The sequence below is a fragment of the Alicyclobacillus cycloheptanicus genome (genome assembly GCF_028751525.1).
In the GTDB taxonomy this organism is placed as follows: Bacteria; Bacillota; Bacilli; order Alicyclobacillales; family Alicyclobacillaceae; genus Alicyclobacillus_L; species Alicyclobacillus_L cycloheptanicus.
This window is the reverse complement of sequence record NZ_CP067097.1, coordinates 1,914,400-1,930,202: the sequence shown is the minus strand read 5'-3', so window position 1 is coordinate 1,930,202 and position 15,803 is coordinate 1,914,400. Positions and strand designations below refer to the sequence as shown.

Below are 15,803 nucleotides of genomic sequence, written 5' to 3'. Positions count from 1 at the left end.
TGTCGGTTGGTTCAGGGGCATGTTTCCAATCATCCCCCGTAGTTCGGATTTTTCGCCTGACTGAGCGCCTGATTGACGGCATCCGCGAAGTCTTGTGAGCTGAGTGTTGCGCCGGACACAATGTCCACGTCCGCACTTTGCCGCGCGACAACTTCATTCGGCAGCACCGGGTCAATATAGGACTCCGGGTAGTGCGTGTAGCACCCCGTAATGTCTGCGCTGACGATTTTTCCGTTTTTGATGGTGACCGCGACCTGCACCGTGCCAATTCGATTCGATCCCGACCCGGTATAGGTCCCATCCAGGTACATGGGCTGGGTCTTCGGTTTGGGGGTGACCTGGACAGGTGCCGCTGCACCGCCGGTGCTGGACGTACCACCGCCGCCTGATGCGGCGGCACTCGGCGCATCGTTCGATGAACCGGTGGTCGACGAGTTCCCACCCGCGGCGTTCGGTGCGTGCTTCACAGCAGAGGATGGGGTTTTCGCCGACGTCGTAGCCGAGGCTGCCGTATGCGGGGCTTTGGGAACGCTGTTCGCTTCGGCCGGCTGCGCAGCATCCGTCACCACATAGCCGGTCACATAGATCGCGCCCACCGCAGCGCTGCACAGCGCAACAAATTTATGGCTCATTCTGCCCGCCATATCTGCACCTCCCCGGTAAAGGCATGGCTTCTCTTCATCGGCATCATGGTTGGACGACTTCATCCCGGCGTCCGTAGCAGCCTGATGCGCAACATTGCACGCTCAGTATAACGACGGCACGCGTGTCAATGGTCAAGAAACCGTGGAGAATCATCCATGCAATCATTGCCAGAAACATCTTGTGGAATCATCACGGTGAACGTGGTTCCTTTCCCCACCGTACTTTGCACCTCAATCACACCACCGTGGGCTTGCACAAATTCCTTTGCAATCGCCAGCCCCAGCCCCATTCCACCGGTGCCCCGCGAGCGATTCTCGTCCGCTCGGTACAAACGGTCAAAAATATAGGGGAGGTGCTTCTCCTCGATGCCGGGGCCCGTATCCTGGATGGAAATGGCACAGTTCTGTCCAACCACGCCGATGTGCACGGAGATTTCTCCGTGTTCCGGAGTGTAGCGAATAGCGTTGCCGAGCAAGTTGACGAGGACCTGTGTCATGCGATGGTCATCCAGGCGGAACACCAAGTGCTCCACGTCGGATTGCACGGACAGGCGGATGGAGCGCTCTTCGGCCTCAGCCCGAAAGTTGTTCACAATGTTTTGTGTGAGTTGGACAATATCGGTTGGCTGTCGATTCAACGGAAGCGCCCCGACCTCCGCCAACGACAATTGGCGCAGGTCCTCCACAAGCCGCTCCAGTCGGATCACCTCGTCCAGCAGCGGCAGAAAGGTCTGTGAATCTGGCTTTGAAATCCCTTCCTGAATCAGTTCCAACTGTCCGCGCAGAATGGTCAAAGGGGTGCGCAATTCGTGGGCCACGTCCGCGACGAGGTGTTTACGGGCCTCCTCGACCTGAAACAGCCGCTGCGTCATCTCGTTGAACGTGGCCGCGACTCGGCCCAATTCGTCGTTCGTATGAATGTCGGCGCGAACCTCCCGCTCACCCTTGGCAACCCGCTCCATCGCCTGCACGAGTTGACGAAGCGGTCCGGTAATCCGTCCCGACCACCAGGCCCCGATAACCAGGGCAATCACCGTCGTCACCAGCACCGCCCAAAAGGTCGCGGCCACCGTCGAGTCCAGGGCGCGGTCCTCCAGAGCTCGAAGGTTTTCCGAGCCTCTGTCACTCACCACCACCGTGCCAACTTGTTTCCCTTGCACGGTGATGGGATACGCTGCCACATCGTCAACATCGTGTGCGGCAGGCGCAGGGCTTGCATCGTCTTGGTCGTGATCACCATCTCCGTCCGAATCGCCGTCCTTCACGTCAAACACGGAGTGCCCGCTGTTGTCTTTGACGAGCACTTCTTCCACGTGGTCGTCGTCACGGCTTCGGTCACTTGCGGTTTCGCCGCTGCTGAGCACACTTCGAACGTACAACTGCGCACCGCGCCACGAATTTCCGTGGGTTTGGTAATAATATGCCAACGTGCGAGCCCATTGTCTGGCCTCGCTTTGCTGCGCAGCATCCGCGTACTTCGGAAAAACCCGAAGGATGTACACGCGGGAAAACGTGAAAAACACAAGGGCCATAAACACCGCAAGCGCAGCCATGATGACAAACAGCTTGGTTCGCAGCTTCACACTTGTTCACCAAACCGATACCCCATGCCATACACCGTCTGGATGTACCTGGGCTGGGACGGGTCATCCTCTATCTTTTGCCGTAAATGGCTGATATGCGTATCGACCGTTCGCTCGTAGTTCAGGTATTCTTCACCCACACTCGCCTTCATGAGCTGGAGCCGCGAGTAGACCACGCCCGGTCGCCGCGCCAAGGTGACCAGCAGCTTGAACTCGGTAGGGGTCAGCGCAACCTCCCGCTGATGTTTGAGGACACGGACCTTCCCTTCGTCAATCAGAAGTTCGCCCCGCACCAGAACTTCGTCGTGCGCCGATCCCGACGCTTCGTTCTTACGCCGCAGGACCGCCCGGATTCTGGCCGCCAACTCGCGCAAGCCAAACGGTTTCACAAGGTAATCGTCCGCGCCCACTTCCAGGCCCAGCACCTTATCCGCCTCTTCCGACCTCGCGGTCAGCATGATGATGCCTACATCCGAGTTCTGGCGGAGAGCGCGGCAGATCTCGATGCCTGACCGCCCAGGCAGCATCCAGTCGAGGACGACCAAATCCGGCGCCTCTGTGTCCGCGAGCCGGATCGCTGTATCCCCATCTTCAGCCGTGATGACGCGGAAGCCTTCGCTCTCCAGGAAGGGACGCACGAAGTCAATCACCTTCGGCTCGTCATCGACCAGTAAAATGGTCGCCTGCATCACACCGCCTCCAGATTCAGACCTTTCTCTCAAGGTTGCCATCAAGGTTGCTTGGTCGATGGACTGTGTGCCAATTGTACGCCAAGACCGTGATCGTATACCATCGAGCCGCCGATAGAGCCCGTCCAGCTCACCAACCATGACCGTCGCACAAACGCAGACGAGAAACACCGCCTGGGGGCATGCGGCCATAGCATGGACACCGTCGAACGGTGCCTGAAATGGGGAATTTCCACTTGAGGGTACCCGACCCCGGCGATGCCGTGGTCAATGAACCGTGGAGAAAAGATGGAGAACTTGTGGAGATGCCAGACCAAAACCCAGCGGTGCCGCCCGAACGGGTGGCCGGGGCGGACACACCGCATCACTGGGTGCCGCCCGCAGCCACTACTGGACTTTGAAGGAGGTGAACATGTTCTGGTGACCGCTGCCGCAGAAGACGTCACAGCGAATGGTGTAGGTGCCGGGCTTTGTCGGCGTCCAGTACACCTTCACGGGCGGCTGCCCCGCCGTGATGGTTTTGGTCACGGACGTTCCGACGATGGAAAAGCCATGCGTTCCCTGCTTCGAGGTCAGGTCGAACTCAATGGGCTTCCCGACTGAAAAGGTTGTTTTGTCGAGCGTCCAGGTAAAGTCAGATGCCTGTACGTGAACGACTTGTGCATTGGCCGGATTGACGGGCGTCTGTCCAGCGGATGAACCTTGTCCGGACCCTTGTCCACATCCAGCCAATGCAAAAGATACGCCCAAAAGAGTGGATACCGTAAAGGGCATCCAGCGTTTGCTGTACACCATCATCTCTCCTCTGATGCCTCCGTAAATCACGGCTGGATACGTCTACTATGATACCTCGGACGGTCGCAGGCCGCACGCAGGCCGCCCAAAGGGCAGCCTGGCGGCGGCCTCCGACATCCCCAGAACCCAAACGCGTCAGGAGACTGCGACGGGTGTACCCGCGACCTGCCGCGACACCTGCTCGATGACCACATCTGGCAATTTGAACAAAATCCCGGACGGGTCGGATTGCACCAGTCTCACCATCTGCGGCAAATCGGACGGCTGAATGTTGAACTCCGCAAACGTGTCCGGCAGTCCCACCCGCCTGCGCAGCTCCGTGATGTACTCGACAACGGCTGCCAGCGCGCCGGCAGCGTCAGCCGGTGCGTCTTTCAGGCCCAGCACCAGCGCAAACCCGTGCGCGCGCGGCAAGTAGAAATCCGGCATGGCGGCCATCACGTACGGCAGCAGCACAGCATTGGCGAGGCCGTGGGGAATGTTGAACTTGGCACCGAACGCGTGGGCCATGTTGTGCACCGGAATCGCGTTCAGAGCCACGCTGAACGCCGAAATGGCCATGCAGCTGGCAATCAGCATGTTCGCTCGGGCCTGTAAGTTGGTGCCCTCGTGGACCACCGTCTCCAGGTTGTCGACAATCATACGGGCCGCCTGAATGGCATAGGCGTCGGCCATCGGGTTGGCCACTGGCGAGAAATACGCCTCCAGGGCGTGCGTCAGTGCGTCAAACCCGGTGAAGGCGGTGATTCGGGGCGGAAGTCCCACGGTCAAATCGGGATCGAGCAAGGCAAAATCCGCCGCCACAAATGGGTTGATGAGGTTTGTTTTGATGTTCAGCATCTCGTTGAACACGACGGCAATCGGGGACACCTCCGCACCGGTGCCTGCCGTGGTGGGCAGCGCCACGTGCGGGATGGGGATGTACTGCGCCTCTGGAAACATCTCAATGGTGTTGGTCAAAAGGCCCATGCGCACATCCTGCAGCCCCTTGTGCATCATCCACTTCATGGCCTTGACCGTGTCCAGCACGCTGCCCCCGCCGAGCGCAATCAGGCAGTCTGCGCTGAGGGCCTTGTACCGGTCCACCGCCTTGTTGATGATGGCCCCCTTCGCATCCTGTTCGACATCGTCAAACACGCCGACCAACCGAACCGGCTGCACAAGCCCGTCAAACAGCTGCTTGACCTGTGCGGTGACGCCCGCTTTGGTCAGGCCCTTGTCTGTCACCAGTAACGCCCGGTGCCCGCCGAGCCCCCGCAACAGTTCCGGAAGCAGCGTGCGGCAGCCGGATCCGCTGTGTACCGCAGTCCGTACGCCAAACTGAAAATAGGTCGTCGTCATACCTCTCCGCCTTTCCATTCTGAAATCGGTCCACTGACGGCAGCGACCCGGCTCACCCGAACAGCATGCCGAGCCAGGTGCGCTTCTCGACTTCCGGCACCAGCGATGCATGTACGTGTTTCACCTGTGTGTACTCATCCAGCGCGTGACGGCCCAGTTCCCGGCCAAATCCGCTCTGCTTGTAGCCGCCGAACGGGGCGTCCGAGCGGAGCATGTGCCAGTCATTGATCCACACGGTGCCCGCTTTCAGTTCGCGCGCGATGCGGTATGCTTCATTGATATTGCGCGTCCACACGCCCGCAGCGAGGCCGTACATCGTGTCGTTGGCCAGCCGAATCGCTTCCGCCACGTCTTTGTATTTGATCACGACCAGGACCGGCCCAAAAATCTCCTCCTGGGCGATGCGCATGTCGTTGGTCACGTCGGCAAAGATGGTCGGCTCAATGAAGTATCCGCCCTCGCAGCCCTCGACGACCACCGGCTTGCCGCCGCACACCAGCCGCGCCCCTTCTTCCTGGCCAAGGCGGATGTATTGTAGCACCGTGTCAAACTGCTGCTTCGAAACCACAGGGCCCATCCCCGTCTCACTGCTCAGCGGGTCGCCCAGCTTGATTTCCTTGGTCTTCGCAGCCAGTCGTTCGATGACTTCGTCGTACATCGACTCGTGCACAAACAGGCGCGTACCCGATTCGCAAATTTGGCCGGCGTGCATAAACACCCCGAACAGCGCCCCGGGGATGGCAATGTCCAGGTCCGCATCCGGCAGGATGATGGACGGTGATTTGCCGCCCAGCTCGAGAGTCACTTTCTTGACCGATCCCGCCGCCATCTGCATGATTCTGCGGCCGACTTCCGTGGACCCGGTGAACGCCACCTTGTCGACCAGCGGATGGGTCACCAGTGCTTCGCCCACGCTGGCGCCCGGACCGGCCACCACGTTGAAGGCGCCCGCCGGGATGCCGGCCTGCGAAGCCAGCTCCGCCAGCTTTAATGTGGACAGGGGTGTGTTGGAAGCAGGCTTGACGACAATGCAGTTGCCCATCGCCAGCGCGGGGACCACCTTCCACATCGCGAGAATCATCGGGAAATTCCACGGAGTGATGGCCGCGCACACGCCAATCGGTTCGCGCCACACCTGCCCGGCGGCAGGGCCCGGAAACGGCGGGACCGGCAGGTGTTCGACGTATTTGTACTCCTGGATGAACTTCGCCGTCTGCATCAGCAGGTCGGCGATTTGCAGAATGTCGGAAAACCCGACGCGGCGCACCGTGCCGCCGGAACTGATGGATTCCAGGTAGACCAGTTCATCTGCGTTCTCCATGATTTTTTGCGCGAATAACATCAGCATCGCGGCCCGCGTCTCGGGCAATTGCCTGGACCATGCGCCGCTGTCAAACGTCTTGCGCGCCGCCTGTACCGCCAGGTCGACATCTTCCTTGCCGGCCTTCGCGACTTTCGCAACCACTTGCCCCGTCGCTGGATTGATGACGTCAAACGTCTCACCCGACTGCGCAGGGGTCCACTTCCCGCCGATGAACAGCGGAAATTCTTTGACTTCCAATACTGTCGCCACAGGGAAACCTCCTTCGTACTTGCGCACGCATGTACTGTAAACGGATTCACGACAGCCAACCTTCAACCCACATGCAGAACCTTCCGCAACGCCGTCACGATGGATCACTGCCGTACACGACCCTCGGCCACGTCACCTCCGAACGACCGGTTGTTTGGGGACCGGCTCAAAAAGCCGTTTCTTTGTACGCGAATGGGAGCCTGCATGGTCTTCCAAAAACCGTTGCCATTATATTCACCCTATTCATAGATTATCACATCAACAGGGCTACCGGAGGCGGTGCATCTCGCTTTTTCGCGGCCTTGCCCCCTTTCCCGTGCCACGCAGCTGCGCAAAGACCAAACGAGCCGCCCGCCCACAACCTGCGGCGGCGGCTCGTTCGGATGCCTTCCCCTGGCTCACGTCAAAGTTCACTTACGGGGTGTAAATTTCACGGGTCAGCGCCATGTGCTGCAACAGTGCGTCACAGGCTTCCGTCAAGCGACGCTCCAACTCGTCGGAGACTTGATAGCCCGTGCCCGCCTCGGTGCGCGGCAGCTGACTTTCCAGCCCGTACACCCCCTGTTCGAGAATGCGGGCTCCCATCACGTTCAACACCGGCTTCAAGGCGTAGTCCAAGGCAAGCAGGTGCGCGAAGGAGCCGCCCACCCCGATGGGCAGGACAGGTTTGCCCTCGAAAATCCCCATCGGCAGGCTGTCCAGGTAGGCCTTCAAAATTCCGGTATAAGCCGCCTTGTAAATCGGCGTTCCAACCACGACCGCATCCGCACTGGCGATGAGGTGGTTGGCCTCCAGCACAATCGGGCTCCCCGTCCGCCCGTACAGGAGGTCTTCCGCCGGCAGGTCCCGCACGGAAATGAGGTGGGTCTGAATCCCCTGTGACTCAAAATGAAGCCCAATCCATCGCAGCACACTGGATGTCCGCGACGGCTCGGATGGACTTCCGGAAATCAGCACAATTTGGCTCATCGGCTGCTGCTCCCCCTCTGTTCTTCTGAATTTGCGCCAAAGTGAATCCGCTCGCCTGGCGCACCGTTCGACTCCGCCATTTTGACGGGCGCCAGTTCTGGACGCATGATTCTGTCCAGCACCAGTCGTTCCAGCCGGACAAACTGCTGATTCCGTTCTCGCGGGCGCGGCAAGGTTACCGGAAGGTCAAGGGCGATTTGCCCCTGGTCAATCAGCACCACGCGGTCGGCCAGCACAATCGCCTCTGCCACGTCGTGCGTCACCAACAGCGCGGTGAATTTCCGTTGCAGCCAAATCTGTTCAATCAGTGCCTGCATCTCCATGCGGGTGAGTGCGTCCAACGCCCCGAGGGGCTCATCCAGCAGCAGCACTTTTGGTTCGGAAGCCAGGGCGCGGGCGAGGGCGACTCGTTGTCGCTGCCCGCCGGACAACACACCCGGCCATTCGCGCGCGCGTTCGGACAACCCAACGCGCGCCAGCGCCGCCAGCGCACGCGACGCGTCGGTTGCGCCCGAATCGTACCCAATTTTCACGTTGTCCAGCACGTTCAGCCACGGCAGCAGCCGCGCATCCTGAAACATCACCCGAACATCCGGGTGAATCCCGGAGACCACCTGACCATCCAGCAAAATTTGGCCCGACGTCGGACACTCGAGTCCTGTGATGAGGCGCAGCAGCGTGCTTTTGCCGGAACCACTGCGGCCGACAACGGCGACAAATTCACCCGGCGCAACCGTCAGTTCAATGCGCCGGAGCACCGTTGTGGACCCAAAGTCCTTACTTAGATGACGAATTGCAAGTTCCACACCAAGCGAATCGGACATGCGTGGCTCCCCTCACTTCGACAAATAGTTTGGATGCCATTGCAGCCAGCGCTTCTCCATCATGGATGCCATCCAGTCCGAGAGTTTTCCAAGGAGCGCGTAGATCACGATGCCGAGCACCACGACATTCATCTGCATAAATTGTTCGGCGTTCATCGTCATGTAGCCGATGCCCGAGTTCTCCGAAATGGTCTCCGCGACAATCAGCGTGATCCACATCACACCCAGCCCATACCGCACGCCGACCAGTATCGAAGGCAGGGCGCCTGGCAGAATGACCTTCCAAAACATCTTCCACCAGGACAGTCTGTAGACCCGGGCCATCTCAATGAGGTCCGCGTCGACCGACTTGATGCCGAAAAACGTGTTCACGTAAATCGGAAACAACGAGCCCAGCGCCACCAAAAACACCTTCGCCTCTTCCCCGACACCGAACCAGACAATCACCAGCGGAATCAGCGCCAAGTGGGGGATGGTACGAATCATTTGGATGGACGAATCAATGAGTTTCTCGGAAGTCCGATATAGGCCGTTGAGCAAGCCCAGCAGAAACCCGATGGAGCCGCCAATGAAGAAGCCGATAAAGGCACGTTCTGTACTCGTCCCGATGTATTGCCACAACACGCCCTGTTGGGAAAGCTGGATTCCGGCCTGAACCACGCCGAGCGGCGTTGGCAAGATGCGCGTCGACAGGATGCCAGCATCCCCCAGCACTTGCCACACGACGAGGATGACGACGGGGATGACCAGCGGCAGCAAACCATCCCAGTGCCGTTTTTGCACCCTGCCGCTCATCGTGTAGTGTTCACCACCTGTGACGGGACCAGTTCATTCGCCACAATCTCCCCGAACGGGCTCAGAAACGACGTCCCCTCCAGAACGGACTCCGGTTGCAAATCGAGTTTCGGGAACAACAGTTCAGCGACTCGGTAGGCTTCCTCCAGGTGGGGGTAGCCGGACAAAATGAAGGTTTCAATTCCGAGCGCCTCGTACTCTCGCATGCGCTCAGCCACGACATCCGGCGTCCCGACCAGCGCAGTGCCTGCTCCCCCGCGCACCAAACCGACACCCGCCCACAGGTTCGGACTGATTTCCAGGTGGGACCGGTCTCCCTTGTGCAGCGCCGTCATCCGCTGCTGTCCGACAGAGTCCATGCGCGCGTACACCTTCTGCGCCGCTTCAATGATGTTGTCGTCCACATAGCGGATAAGGTCCTCTGCCGCCGCCCAGGCTTCCTGCTCGGTCTCCCGGACAATGACGTGCAGCCGAATGCCGAAGCGAACCTCCCGTCCCTCTTTGGCAGCCAGCGCACGGACCGTTTCGATTTTTTCTTTCACCTGCGCCGGCGGTTCGCCCCAGGTCAGATAGACATCCACATGCTTGGCCGCGATGGCCTGGCCGATGCTGGAGGACCCTCCGAAATAAAGCGGCGGATACGGTTTTTGCACGGGCGGATAGAGGACCTTGCCGCCCTTGATGTGCAGGTGTTCGCCGGTAAAGTCGACCGTCTCGCCAGTCAGCTCACGACGCCACACTTCCAGAAACTCATCCGTCACACGGTAACGTTCGTCATGGCTCAGGAACAACCCGTCACCCTGCTGCTCTTCGGGGTCGCCGCCGGTGACGACATTGATGAGCAAACGCCCGCCCGACAGTCGGTCAAACGTTGCTGCCATGCGAGCAGCCACCGTCGGCGACATGAGGCCTGGGCGAATGGCGACGAGAAATTTCAGGCGCTCTGTTGCGGGAATCAAGGACGAAGCAACGACCCACGCATCCTCGCACGACCGGCCCGTCGGCAGCAGCACACCGTTATACCCCAGTGAATCAGCGGCCTGTGCAATTTGACGCAGATACGCATAATCAATGGTCCGCGACCCGATGCTGGTTCCCAGGTATCGACTATCTCCGTGCGTGGGAATGAACCAAAATGCTTTCATGTTGTAACCTCCCTTGATACGCAGGCTTATACCTGCGGCTTGCCGGACCACACGTCATCCTTGACTGTGATGGCGTTTGGAATTAGTTTCAGCGAATAGAACGTGTTGGCGATGTCCTGCTGCTCCTGAATAACATCGCTGGTCATCGGCTCCACACCGTACCCCCGCCGTCCCAGCGCGGTTTCCAGCGACTTCGCATCAATGTCCATTTTGGGCGCGAGGAACTTCGCGGCCTGACTTTTGTTGCTTTCCACCCACGTATCCGTCTGCTGCAGGGCCTTCAAATAGTCTTGAACGATGTCGGGGTGTTCCTGCGCAAAAGACTTCGTCGCAAAATAGAACTGATAGTTATTGGTAACCCCCGTTCCATCGGCAATCGTGACCGCGTGTGTTGCGGTCTGTGCCGCCGCGTAGTAAGGGTCCCAAATCACCCACGCAGCCACCTTTCCAGATTGGAAAGCCGCGCGGCCATCGGATGGCGTCAAGTAGTCCGGGGTGATATCGTTAAAGCTCAATCCTGCCTTCTTTAATTGCTCCACCAGCAAGTACTCCACGTTGGAGCCTTTGTTGAAGGCCACGGTCTTTCCTTTTAAGTCCTTTACCGACTTGATGGGAGAATTTTGCGGAACGACAATCGCCTCCGCCTGTGGACTGGCTGGCTCGTGCGCCAGGTAGACCAGCGGCGTGCCCCCCGATTGCGCAAAAATGGGCGGCGTATCGCCGGTTTCGCCGAGGTCGATGCTGCCTGCATTCATCGCTTGCAGCAGCTGCGGGCCGCCCTCAAACTGAATCCATTGCACCTTGTACCCAAGCTTCTCGAGCTGGCTGGTCAGCTGCCCGCGGTACATCATCATGACCGTTGTGCCGTAGAGTTGATACCCGATGCGAATCGTACCTTTGGAGGTACTGGTGGCCGGCGCCGCTCCGGATGCCTGGTTGGAAGCGGAGGCGGATCCGGCTGTCGTCCCGCAGCCCGCCACCGCGATCATCACAGCTGCCAGCGCTGCAAATCCCAACGTTCGTGTGTACTGTTTCGTCATGTTTTTTACCCCTTTCTACGTGACACCTTCGGCCGCTTTGCTCTTACATCCAATGTGCACAGCGCCCCTTCGCTGGCGTCCGAAAACAAAACGGAGACGCAGGGCACCCATCGCTTCACGCAACGAGGCTCAAGCGTCTCCGGTGGTCCGGTCGACGAGTCGATGAGATTGGATGCAAGCGGCTCGCAGGACCGAGCTGGGTCCAGCAGTCAGTGAAAAAGAACTTCAGCCGCCGGTCATGCCGGGATGTTGACGATTCGAGCGCTCGGGCGCAGACGCCTTACGACTCGCGGCTGGGGTGAATCGGTACTTCTCGGTTCGGTCAATCTGTGTCACCTTCGCGTCATGCACGGTGATGTTGACCGACCCGTACTCCAAACCATCCAATGCACGGAGGACTCGTTCAATGACGTCATCGAGTGACTCGCGGTCTTCTTCGCTCAGGGTCATTTGGAAAGCCTCCTTAAAACACTTGAATTGGACCTCTCGTGTAGGCATCGCGCCCGTTTCGTCACTCATCCAAATTTCCGCAGGTCAACGCGCTCGGGCTGCGAGCTTGATTCGACGCGCACAGGCCCCTCTTCAAACAGTCGACAACCGGTGACCTCAATGGCCACGCGCGTCCCTGTGTTCAGCAGGTGGTCCTGCGCTTTCGACGCGTAGGCCAGGATGCGGGTGTCGTCGCGGAGCGTCACTTCCACCGCGTAGAAATTGCCCCGGTAGGAAACGTGCGCAACTTCTCCGACAACGTCTCCCTCCGCGGTACTTTCGCGGAGCTTGACGTCCGACGGTCGAATGACCACGTGGAGTCGACACCCGTCCGGATACGCAGGCGCCGGGACCTGCATGGGCCCAAACGCCACGCGCCCACCCTTGGCCGTCCCCGCATAGTGGTTCGCTTCTCCGACGAAATTCGCCACAAACAAACTGGCGGGTGACTCGTACACTTCCTCCGGCGTCCCGAGTTGTTCCACTTTACCCTGGTTCATGACGAGGACACGATCGGCAATTTCGAGTGCTTCTTCCTGGTCGTGCGTGACGAAAATGCTGGTGATGCCCAGTTCGTCGTGGACATGGCGAATCCATTGACGCAGCTCTTTCCGGATTTTCGTGTCGATCGCGGCGAAGGGCTCATCCAGCAGCAGGATTTTCGGCCGCGGCGCAAGCGCTCTGGCCAAGGCTACTCGCTGCGCCTGCCCGCCGGACAACTGATGCGGATAGCGGTGTTCAAAGCCAGCGAGATGGACAAAGTTCAACAGTTCTTTGACACGCGCCCGCACCTCCTGCTTGCCTTTCTTCTGCACGCGCAGCCCATAGGCGATGTTGTCGAACACGGTCATGTGTTTGAAGAGCGCGTAGCTTTGGAAGACGAAGCCGACCCCGCGCTGCTGCGGCGGAAGTTCATCCACCACGCGCCCATCAATCAGCACTTGACCGGCGCTCTGCGTCTCCAAACCAGCGATGATGCGCAGCAAAGTGGTCTTGCCGCTCCCGCTGGGACCGAGAAAGCCAATCAGTTCCCCTTCGCGGATGCTGGCAGTCACATTGTGTAAAGCCGGTGTGGTACCGTGAAACGTCTTTTGGATGTTGCGAACTTCAATGCTCACGCCATCTGCCTCCCTTCGCGCCGTTTGACCAACTGCAAAATCATGAGGATCACGAACGATGTCGCCGCCAGCAGCAGCGCGACGGAATACGCGGCCTGCATGTCACTGTTCACCGTAGCCTGGTACACATACAAGGTGGCGGTCTGAGTCAGCATGATGACACCGCCAGAGACGACCAGCACAGCACCGAATTCCCCAAGCGCCCGTGCGAGCGTCAGCACCATCCCGTAAATCAGACTCCACTTGATGCCTGGCAAGGTCACGGTCCAAAACACGCGCCAGCGCGAAGCACCCAGCGTCAACGCAGCTTCTTCCTCTGCTTCGCCCTTCTCGCGCAGGATCGGAACCAGCTCACGCACGACGAAGGGGAAGGTGACGAACAATGTCGCGATCACCATGCCTGGCATGGCGAAAATGATGTGGATGTGCATGTCTTCGAACGCGCCCCCGATGAACGTCTTGGGGCCGTATACCAAAATCAGCGCCAGGCCTGCGATGACGGGCGACACGGCGAACGGCAAGTCCACAATCGCGTTGATGATTTGCCAGCCCCGCGTCGACCGGCGGGCGATCATGAGTGCCGTCATCACACCAAACACGGCGTTGATGAGCACGGTGAGCAGGGTGATTTCGAAGGTCAACTTCAGCGACGACAGGGCTTCCGGCTGCGTCAGTGCTTGCAGAAATCCGGATACCCCGGATTGAAACGCCCCGACAATCAACCCAAGCACAGGGAGAAGAATCAATAGAAAAAACCAGACGTAGACAAATCCGTACAGTCCGAGCCGCTTCATGCCTTCACCCCGCTCCCCCAGTGAAGTGGCGCGTCCACTGCGGCGTCTTTGCTTTTGCGGAAGCGCGGCTGCCGATGCAGCACGCGGAACTCCACGTACAGCGCAACGAACGAAACGGCAAGCAGCAAGACAGAGACGGCGGCAGCCCCCTGCTGGTCATAGTTCTCCAGGAGGCCGTAGAGGTAATAGGAGGACACCTGCGTTTTCATCGGCAGATTGCCCGCCACAATAACAACCGCGCCAAACTCGGCGAGCGCGCGGCTGAAGCCGAGTGTAAAACCGGATAAAACGCCGGGCCACATGACCGGAAAGACAATCGTGCGGAAAATACGGGCTGGCCCTGCCCCAAGCGTCGCGGCCGCTTCCTCCATCCGAACATCCAGGTCCTCCAGCAAAGGCTGGATGGTTCGCACCGCATAGGGAAACGTCACGAGCACCATGGCCAGCACAATTGCGATGGGCGAGTAAATCACCCGGATGCCGTGGTTTGTGAACCACTGCCCGATGGGAGAGGTGGGCCCGTACAAGAAGACCAGCATCAGCCCGCTCACCGTCGTCGGAATGGCAAACGGAAGGTCGACCATCGCATTGAGGAGTGTTCGCCCCGGAAGCCGCGTACGCGTTAACGCGTAGGCCGTGATGGAGCCCGCAACAGCGTTAATGGCCGCCGTGACGAGCGCCGTTTCCACCGTCAACCGGAGGGCAGCGACACCAATCGGCTGCGCCAGCGCCGAGAAGAACGCGCCTGCCCCCTGCGAGAACGCCTGCTGAAACACGGCTCCGATGGGCAGGACAATCAACAGCAGAAGATAGCCTGATGCACTCAGCAGTGTCGCGCGAGAACTCGGCTGTCTCATCATTTTGACTCAAGGACTTGATTCCAAATCCCGTTGGTAGAGTAGAGTGTTTTGTTGATGGTGGACCAGCCGCCAAGCTCCTTGACGGTAAACAGGTCCGCCGGCGTCTTGAATTGTTGTTTCGCCTGCGCCTGAAGCTGCGGAATCACCGGCCGAAAGCCGTCCTGCATGAAAATCTTCTGCGCCGTCGGGCTCTCCAGCCAATTCACGAATGCCGTCGCCACTTGGCGGGTCCCATCCGCATCCACATTTTTGTCCACCACGGCAATCGGATTCTCAATCAGCATCGTGGAGCTTGGGAGAACCTCCGTAAACTTCTTCCCATTGTCGCTGGCCTCAAGAATCTCGTTCTCGTAGCTGACTACAGCATCGCCGGTCCCGTTGGTGAACGTCGTCATCGAAGCCTCACCGGACTTATCCAGGACCTGTACATTCTTCAGGATGTCGGATAAAAGGGTTTTCGCCGATGCGGCGTTCCCGTGCCGCAGCGCCGCATAATACAAGGCATTGATGTCCCACTTTGCGCCGCCGGACGTCGACGGGTTGGGCAGATCGACAACTACCCCTGGCTTGGCCAAATCCGACCAGGTCTCAATGTGCTTGGGATTGCCTTTCCGAACGCCAATCGCCACAACGGAGTCGGTGACCATGCCGTGGGTCGGCGTATCTTGCCAATTATGTGTGATCAGTCCCGCCTGTTGAATCTTATCCATATCCGTTTCACTGGAAAGTGCGGCTACGTCAACTGGAAGCCCGCTCGCAATCGCCTGCGCTTCCGACCCAGAAGCCTGAAACGATGCTTTGAACACCACAGTTTGACCCGTCTTATCCTTCCAATACTTCGCGAACGCGGGAAACAACTTGTTTTCATAAACGTCTTGTGTGACACTGTAGGAGCCGACATTCAAGGTAACCGTCTTCGGCGCACCGCTTGTGGAACTGCTGTTGCCGCTCGTGCCAGATGTCTGTGCACCGCAACCGACAAGCCCAACTGCCCCCAGCACCACAAGTCCAACCAGCCCGCTTTTCTTCATCCAATATGTCTCCTTTGGAAATCCCAACTATTCATATGTGTTTTATCAACTCTCATGAGAGACATTATATGATGCAGCCGTGGCAGGGCAACGAATTTGGCCGAAGAAAGCCC

Annotated in this window: 16 protein-coding genes; all 16 read right to left on the bottom strand. The window is 59.1% G+C overall.

What is annotated here, in order from left to right:
* Window positions 1-29 precede the first annotated feature (29 nt).
* The 16 genes from JI721_RS08925 to JI721_RS08850 all read right to left on the bottom strand — a co-directional run bounded on the left by JI721_RS08925 (window position 30) and on the right by JI721_RS08850 (window position 15,690).
* Complete coding sequence (locus JI721_RS08925; protein WP_274454531.1) at window positions 30-644, bottom strand: FMN-binding protein; 615 nt, start codon at window positions 642-644, stop codon at window positions 30-32.
* 125 nt (window positions 645-769) lie between these two features.
* The gene (locus JI721_RS08920; RefSeq protein ID WP_274454530.1) at window positions 770-2,227 is read right to left on the bottom strand and encodes a sensor histidine kinase; all 1,458 of its coding nucleotides are present in this window, start codon (window positions 2,225-2,227) and stop codon (window positions 770-772) included.
* Window positions 2,224-2,916: a response regulator gene (locus JI721_RS08915; protein WP_274454529.1), complete on the bottom strand. Its 693-nt coding sequence runs from the start codon at window positions 2,914-2,916 to the stop codon at window positions 2,224-2,226. Before JI721_RS08915 ends, JI721_RS08920 begins: the two co-directional genes overlap by 4 nt.
* 387 nt (window positions 2,917-3,303) lie before the next feature.
* Window positions 3,304-3,708, bottom strand: coding sequence for a cupredoxin domain-containing protein (locus JI721_RS08910; protein WP_274454528.1), 405 nt, complete (start codon window positions 3,706-3,708; stop codon window positions 3,304-3,306).
* A gap of 138 nt (window positions 3,709-3,846) precedes the next feature.
* Window positions 3,847-5,052, bottom strand: coding sequence for an iron-containing alcohol dehydrogenase (locus tag JI721_RS08905; RefSeq protein WP_274454527.1), 1,206 nt, complete (start codon window positions 5,050-5,052; stop codon window positions 3,847-3,849).
* A 52-nt stretch (window positions 5,053-5,104) separates the two neighbouring features.
* Entirely contained in the window at window positions 5,105-6,625 is a 1,521-nt protein-coding gene (locus JI721_RS08900; RefSeq protein ID WP_274454526.1) for an aldehyde dehydrogenase family protein, read from the bottom strand.
* Between the two features lie 414 nt (window positions 6,626-7,039).
* The gene (gene ssuE, locus JI721_RS08895) at window positions 7,040-7,594 is read right to left on the bottom strand and encodes an NADPH-dependent FMN reductase (protein WP_274454525.1); all 555 of its coding nucleotides are present in this window, start codon (window positions 7,592-7,594) and stop codon (window positions 7,040-7,042) included.
* Window positions 7,591-8,418, bottom strand: coding sequence for an ABC transporter ATP-binding protein (locus JI721_RS08890; protein WP_274454524.1), 828 nt, complete (start codon window positions 8,416-8,418; stop codon window positions 7,591-7,593). Before JI721_RS08890 ends, ssuE begins: the two co-directional genes overlap by 4 nt.
* A gap of 12 nt (window positions 8,419-8,430) precedes the next feature.
* The gene (locus JI721_RS08885; protein WP_274454523.1) at window positions 8,431-9,213 is read right to left on the bottom strand and encodes an ABC transporter permease subunit; all 783 of its coding nucleotides are present in this window, start codon (window positions 9,211-9,213) and stop codon (window positions 8,431-8,433) included.
* Window positions 9,210-10,358 carry an FMNH2-dependent alkanesulfonate monooxygenase gene (ssuD, locus tag JI721_RS08880; RefSeq protein ID WP_274454522.1) on the bottom strand — a complete coding sequence of 383 codons (1,149 nt, stop codon included), beginning with the start codon at window positions 10,356-10,358 and terminating at the stop codon, window positions 9,210-9,212. The genes JI721_RS08885 and ssuD overlap by 4 nt, the downstream gene beginning before the upstream one ends.
* 26 nt (window positions 10,359-10,384) lie before the next feature.
* Window positions 10,385-11,398, bottom strand: a complete 1,014-nt coding sequence (locus tag JI721_RS08875; protein ID WP_274454521.1) for a sulfonate ABC transporter substrate-binding protein — start codon at window positions 11,396-11,398, stop codon at window positions 10,385-10,387.
* 225 nt (window positions 11,399-11,623) lie between these two features.
* Window positions 11,624-11,848: a YezD family protein gene (locus JI721_RS08870; protein ID WP_274454520.1), complete on the bottom strand. Its 225-nt coding sequence runs from the start codon at window positions 11,846-11,848 to the stop codon at window positions 11,624-11,626.
* A 65-nt stretch (window positions 11,849-11,913) separates the two neighbouring features.
* A complete protein-coding gene (locus tag JI721_RS08865) occupies window positions 11,914-13,005 on the bottom strand; it encodes an ABC transporter ATP-binding protein (protein WP_274454519.1) in 1,092 nt (363 codons plus the stop codon).
* Entirely contained in the window at window positions 13,002-13,799 is a 798-nt protein-coding gene (locus JI721_RS08860; RefSeq protein ID WP_274454518.1) for a sulfate ABC transporter permease subunit, read from the bottom strand. Before JI721_RS08860 ends, JI721_RS08865 begins: the two co-directional genes overlap by 4 nt.
* Complete coding sequence (gene cysT / locus JI721_RS08855) at window positions 13,796-14,656, bottom strand: sulfate ABC transporter permease subunit CysT (RefSeq protein WP_274454517.1); 861 nt, start codon at window positions 14,654-14,656, stop codon at window positions 13,796-13,798. Before cysT ends, JI721_RS08860 begins: the two co-directional genes overlap by 4 nt.
* Window positions 14,656-15,690 carry a sulfate ABC transporter substrate-binding protein gene (locus JI721_RS08850; protein WP_274454516.1) on the bottom strand — a complete coding sequence of 345 codons (1,035 nt, stop codon included), beginning with the start codon at window positions 15,688-15,690 and terminating at the stop codon, window positions 14,656-14,658. The genes cysT and JI721_RS08850 overlap by 1 nt, the downstream gene beginning before the upstream one ends.
* Window positions 15,691-15,803 lie beyond the last annotated feature (113 nt).

Coding starts and splice junctions, on each gene's coding strand:
- ssuE (WP_274454525.1), bottom strand. CDS start 7,594: ATGAGCCAAATTGTGCTGATTTCCGGAAGTCCATCCGAGCCGTCGCGG.
- JI721_RS08890 (WP_274454524.1), bottom strand. CDS start 8,418: ATGTCCGATTCGCTTGGTGTGGAACTTGCAATTCGTCATCTAAGTAAG.
- JI721_RS08850 (WP_274454516.1), bottom strand. CDS start 15,690: ATGAAGAAAAGCGGGCTGGTTGGACTTGTGGTGCTGGGGGCAGTTGGG.
- JI721_RS08925 (WP_274454531.1), bottom strand. CDS start 644: ATGGCGGGCAGAATGAGCCATAAATTTGTTGCGCTGTGCAGCGCTGCG.
- JI721_RS08915 (WP_274454529.1), bottom strand. CDS start 2,916: ATGCAGGCGACCATTTTACTGGTCGATGACGAGCCGAAGGTGATTGAC.
- cysT (WP_274454517.1), bottom strand. CDS start 14,656: ATGAGACAGCCGAGTTCTCGCGCGACACTGCTGAGTGCATCAGGCTAT.
- JI721_RS08875 (WP_274454521.1), bottom strand. CDS start 11,398: ATGACGAAACAGTACACACGAACGTTGGGATTTGCAGCGCTGGCAGCT.
- JI721_RS08905 (WP_274454527.1), bottom strand. CDS start 5,052: ATGACGACGACCTATTTTCAGTTTGGCGTACGGACTGCGGTACACAGC.
- JI721_RS08870 (WP_274454520.1), bottom strand. CDS start 11,848: ATGACCCTGAGCGAAGAAGACCGCGAGTCACTCGATGACGTCATTGAA.
- ssuD (WP_274454522.1), bottom strand. CDS start 10,358: ATGAAAGCATTTTGGTTCATTCCCACGCACGGAGATAGTCGATACCTG.
- JI721_RS08860 (WP_274454518.1), bottom strand. CDS start 13,799: ATGAAGCGGCTCGGACTGTACGGATTTGTCTACGTCTGGTTTTTTCTA.
- JI721_RS08885 (WP_274454523.1), bottom strand. CDS start 9,213: ATGAGCGGCAGGGTGCAAAAACGGCACTGGGATGGTTTGCTGCCGCTG.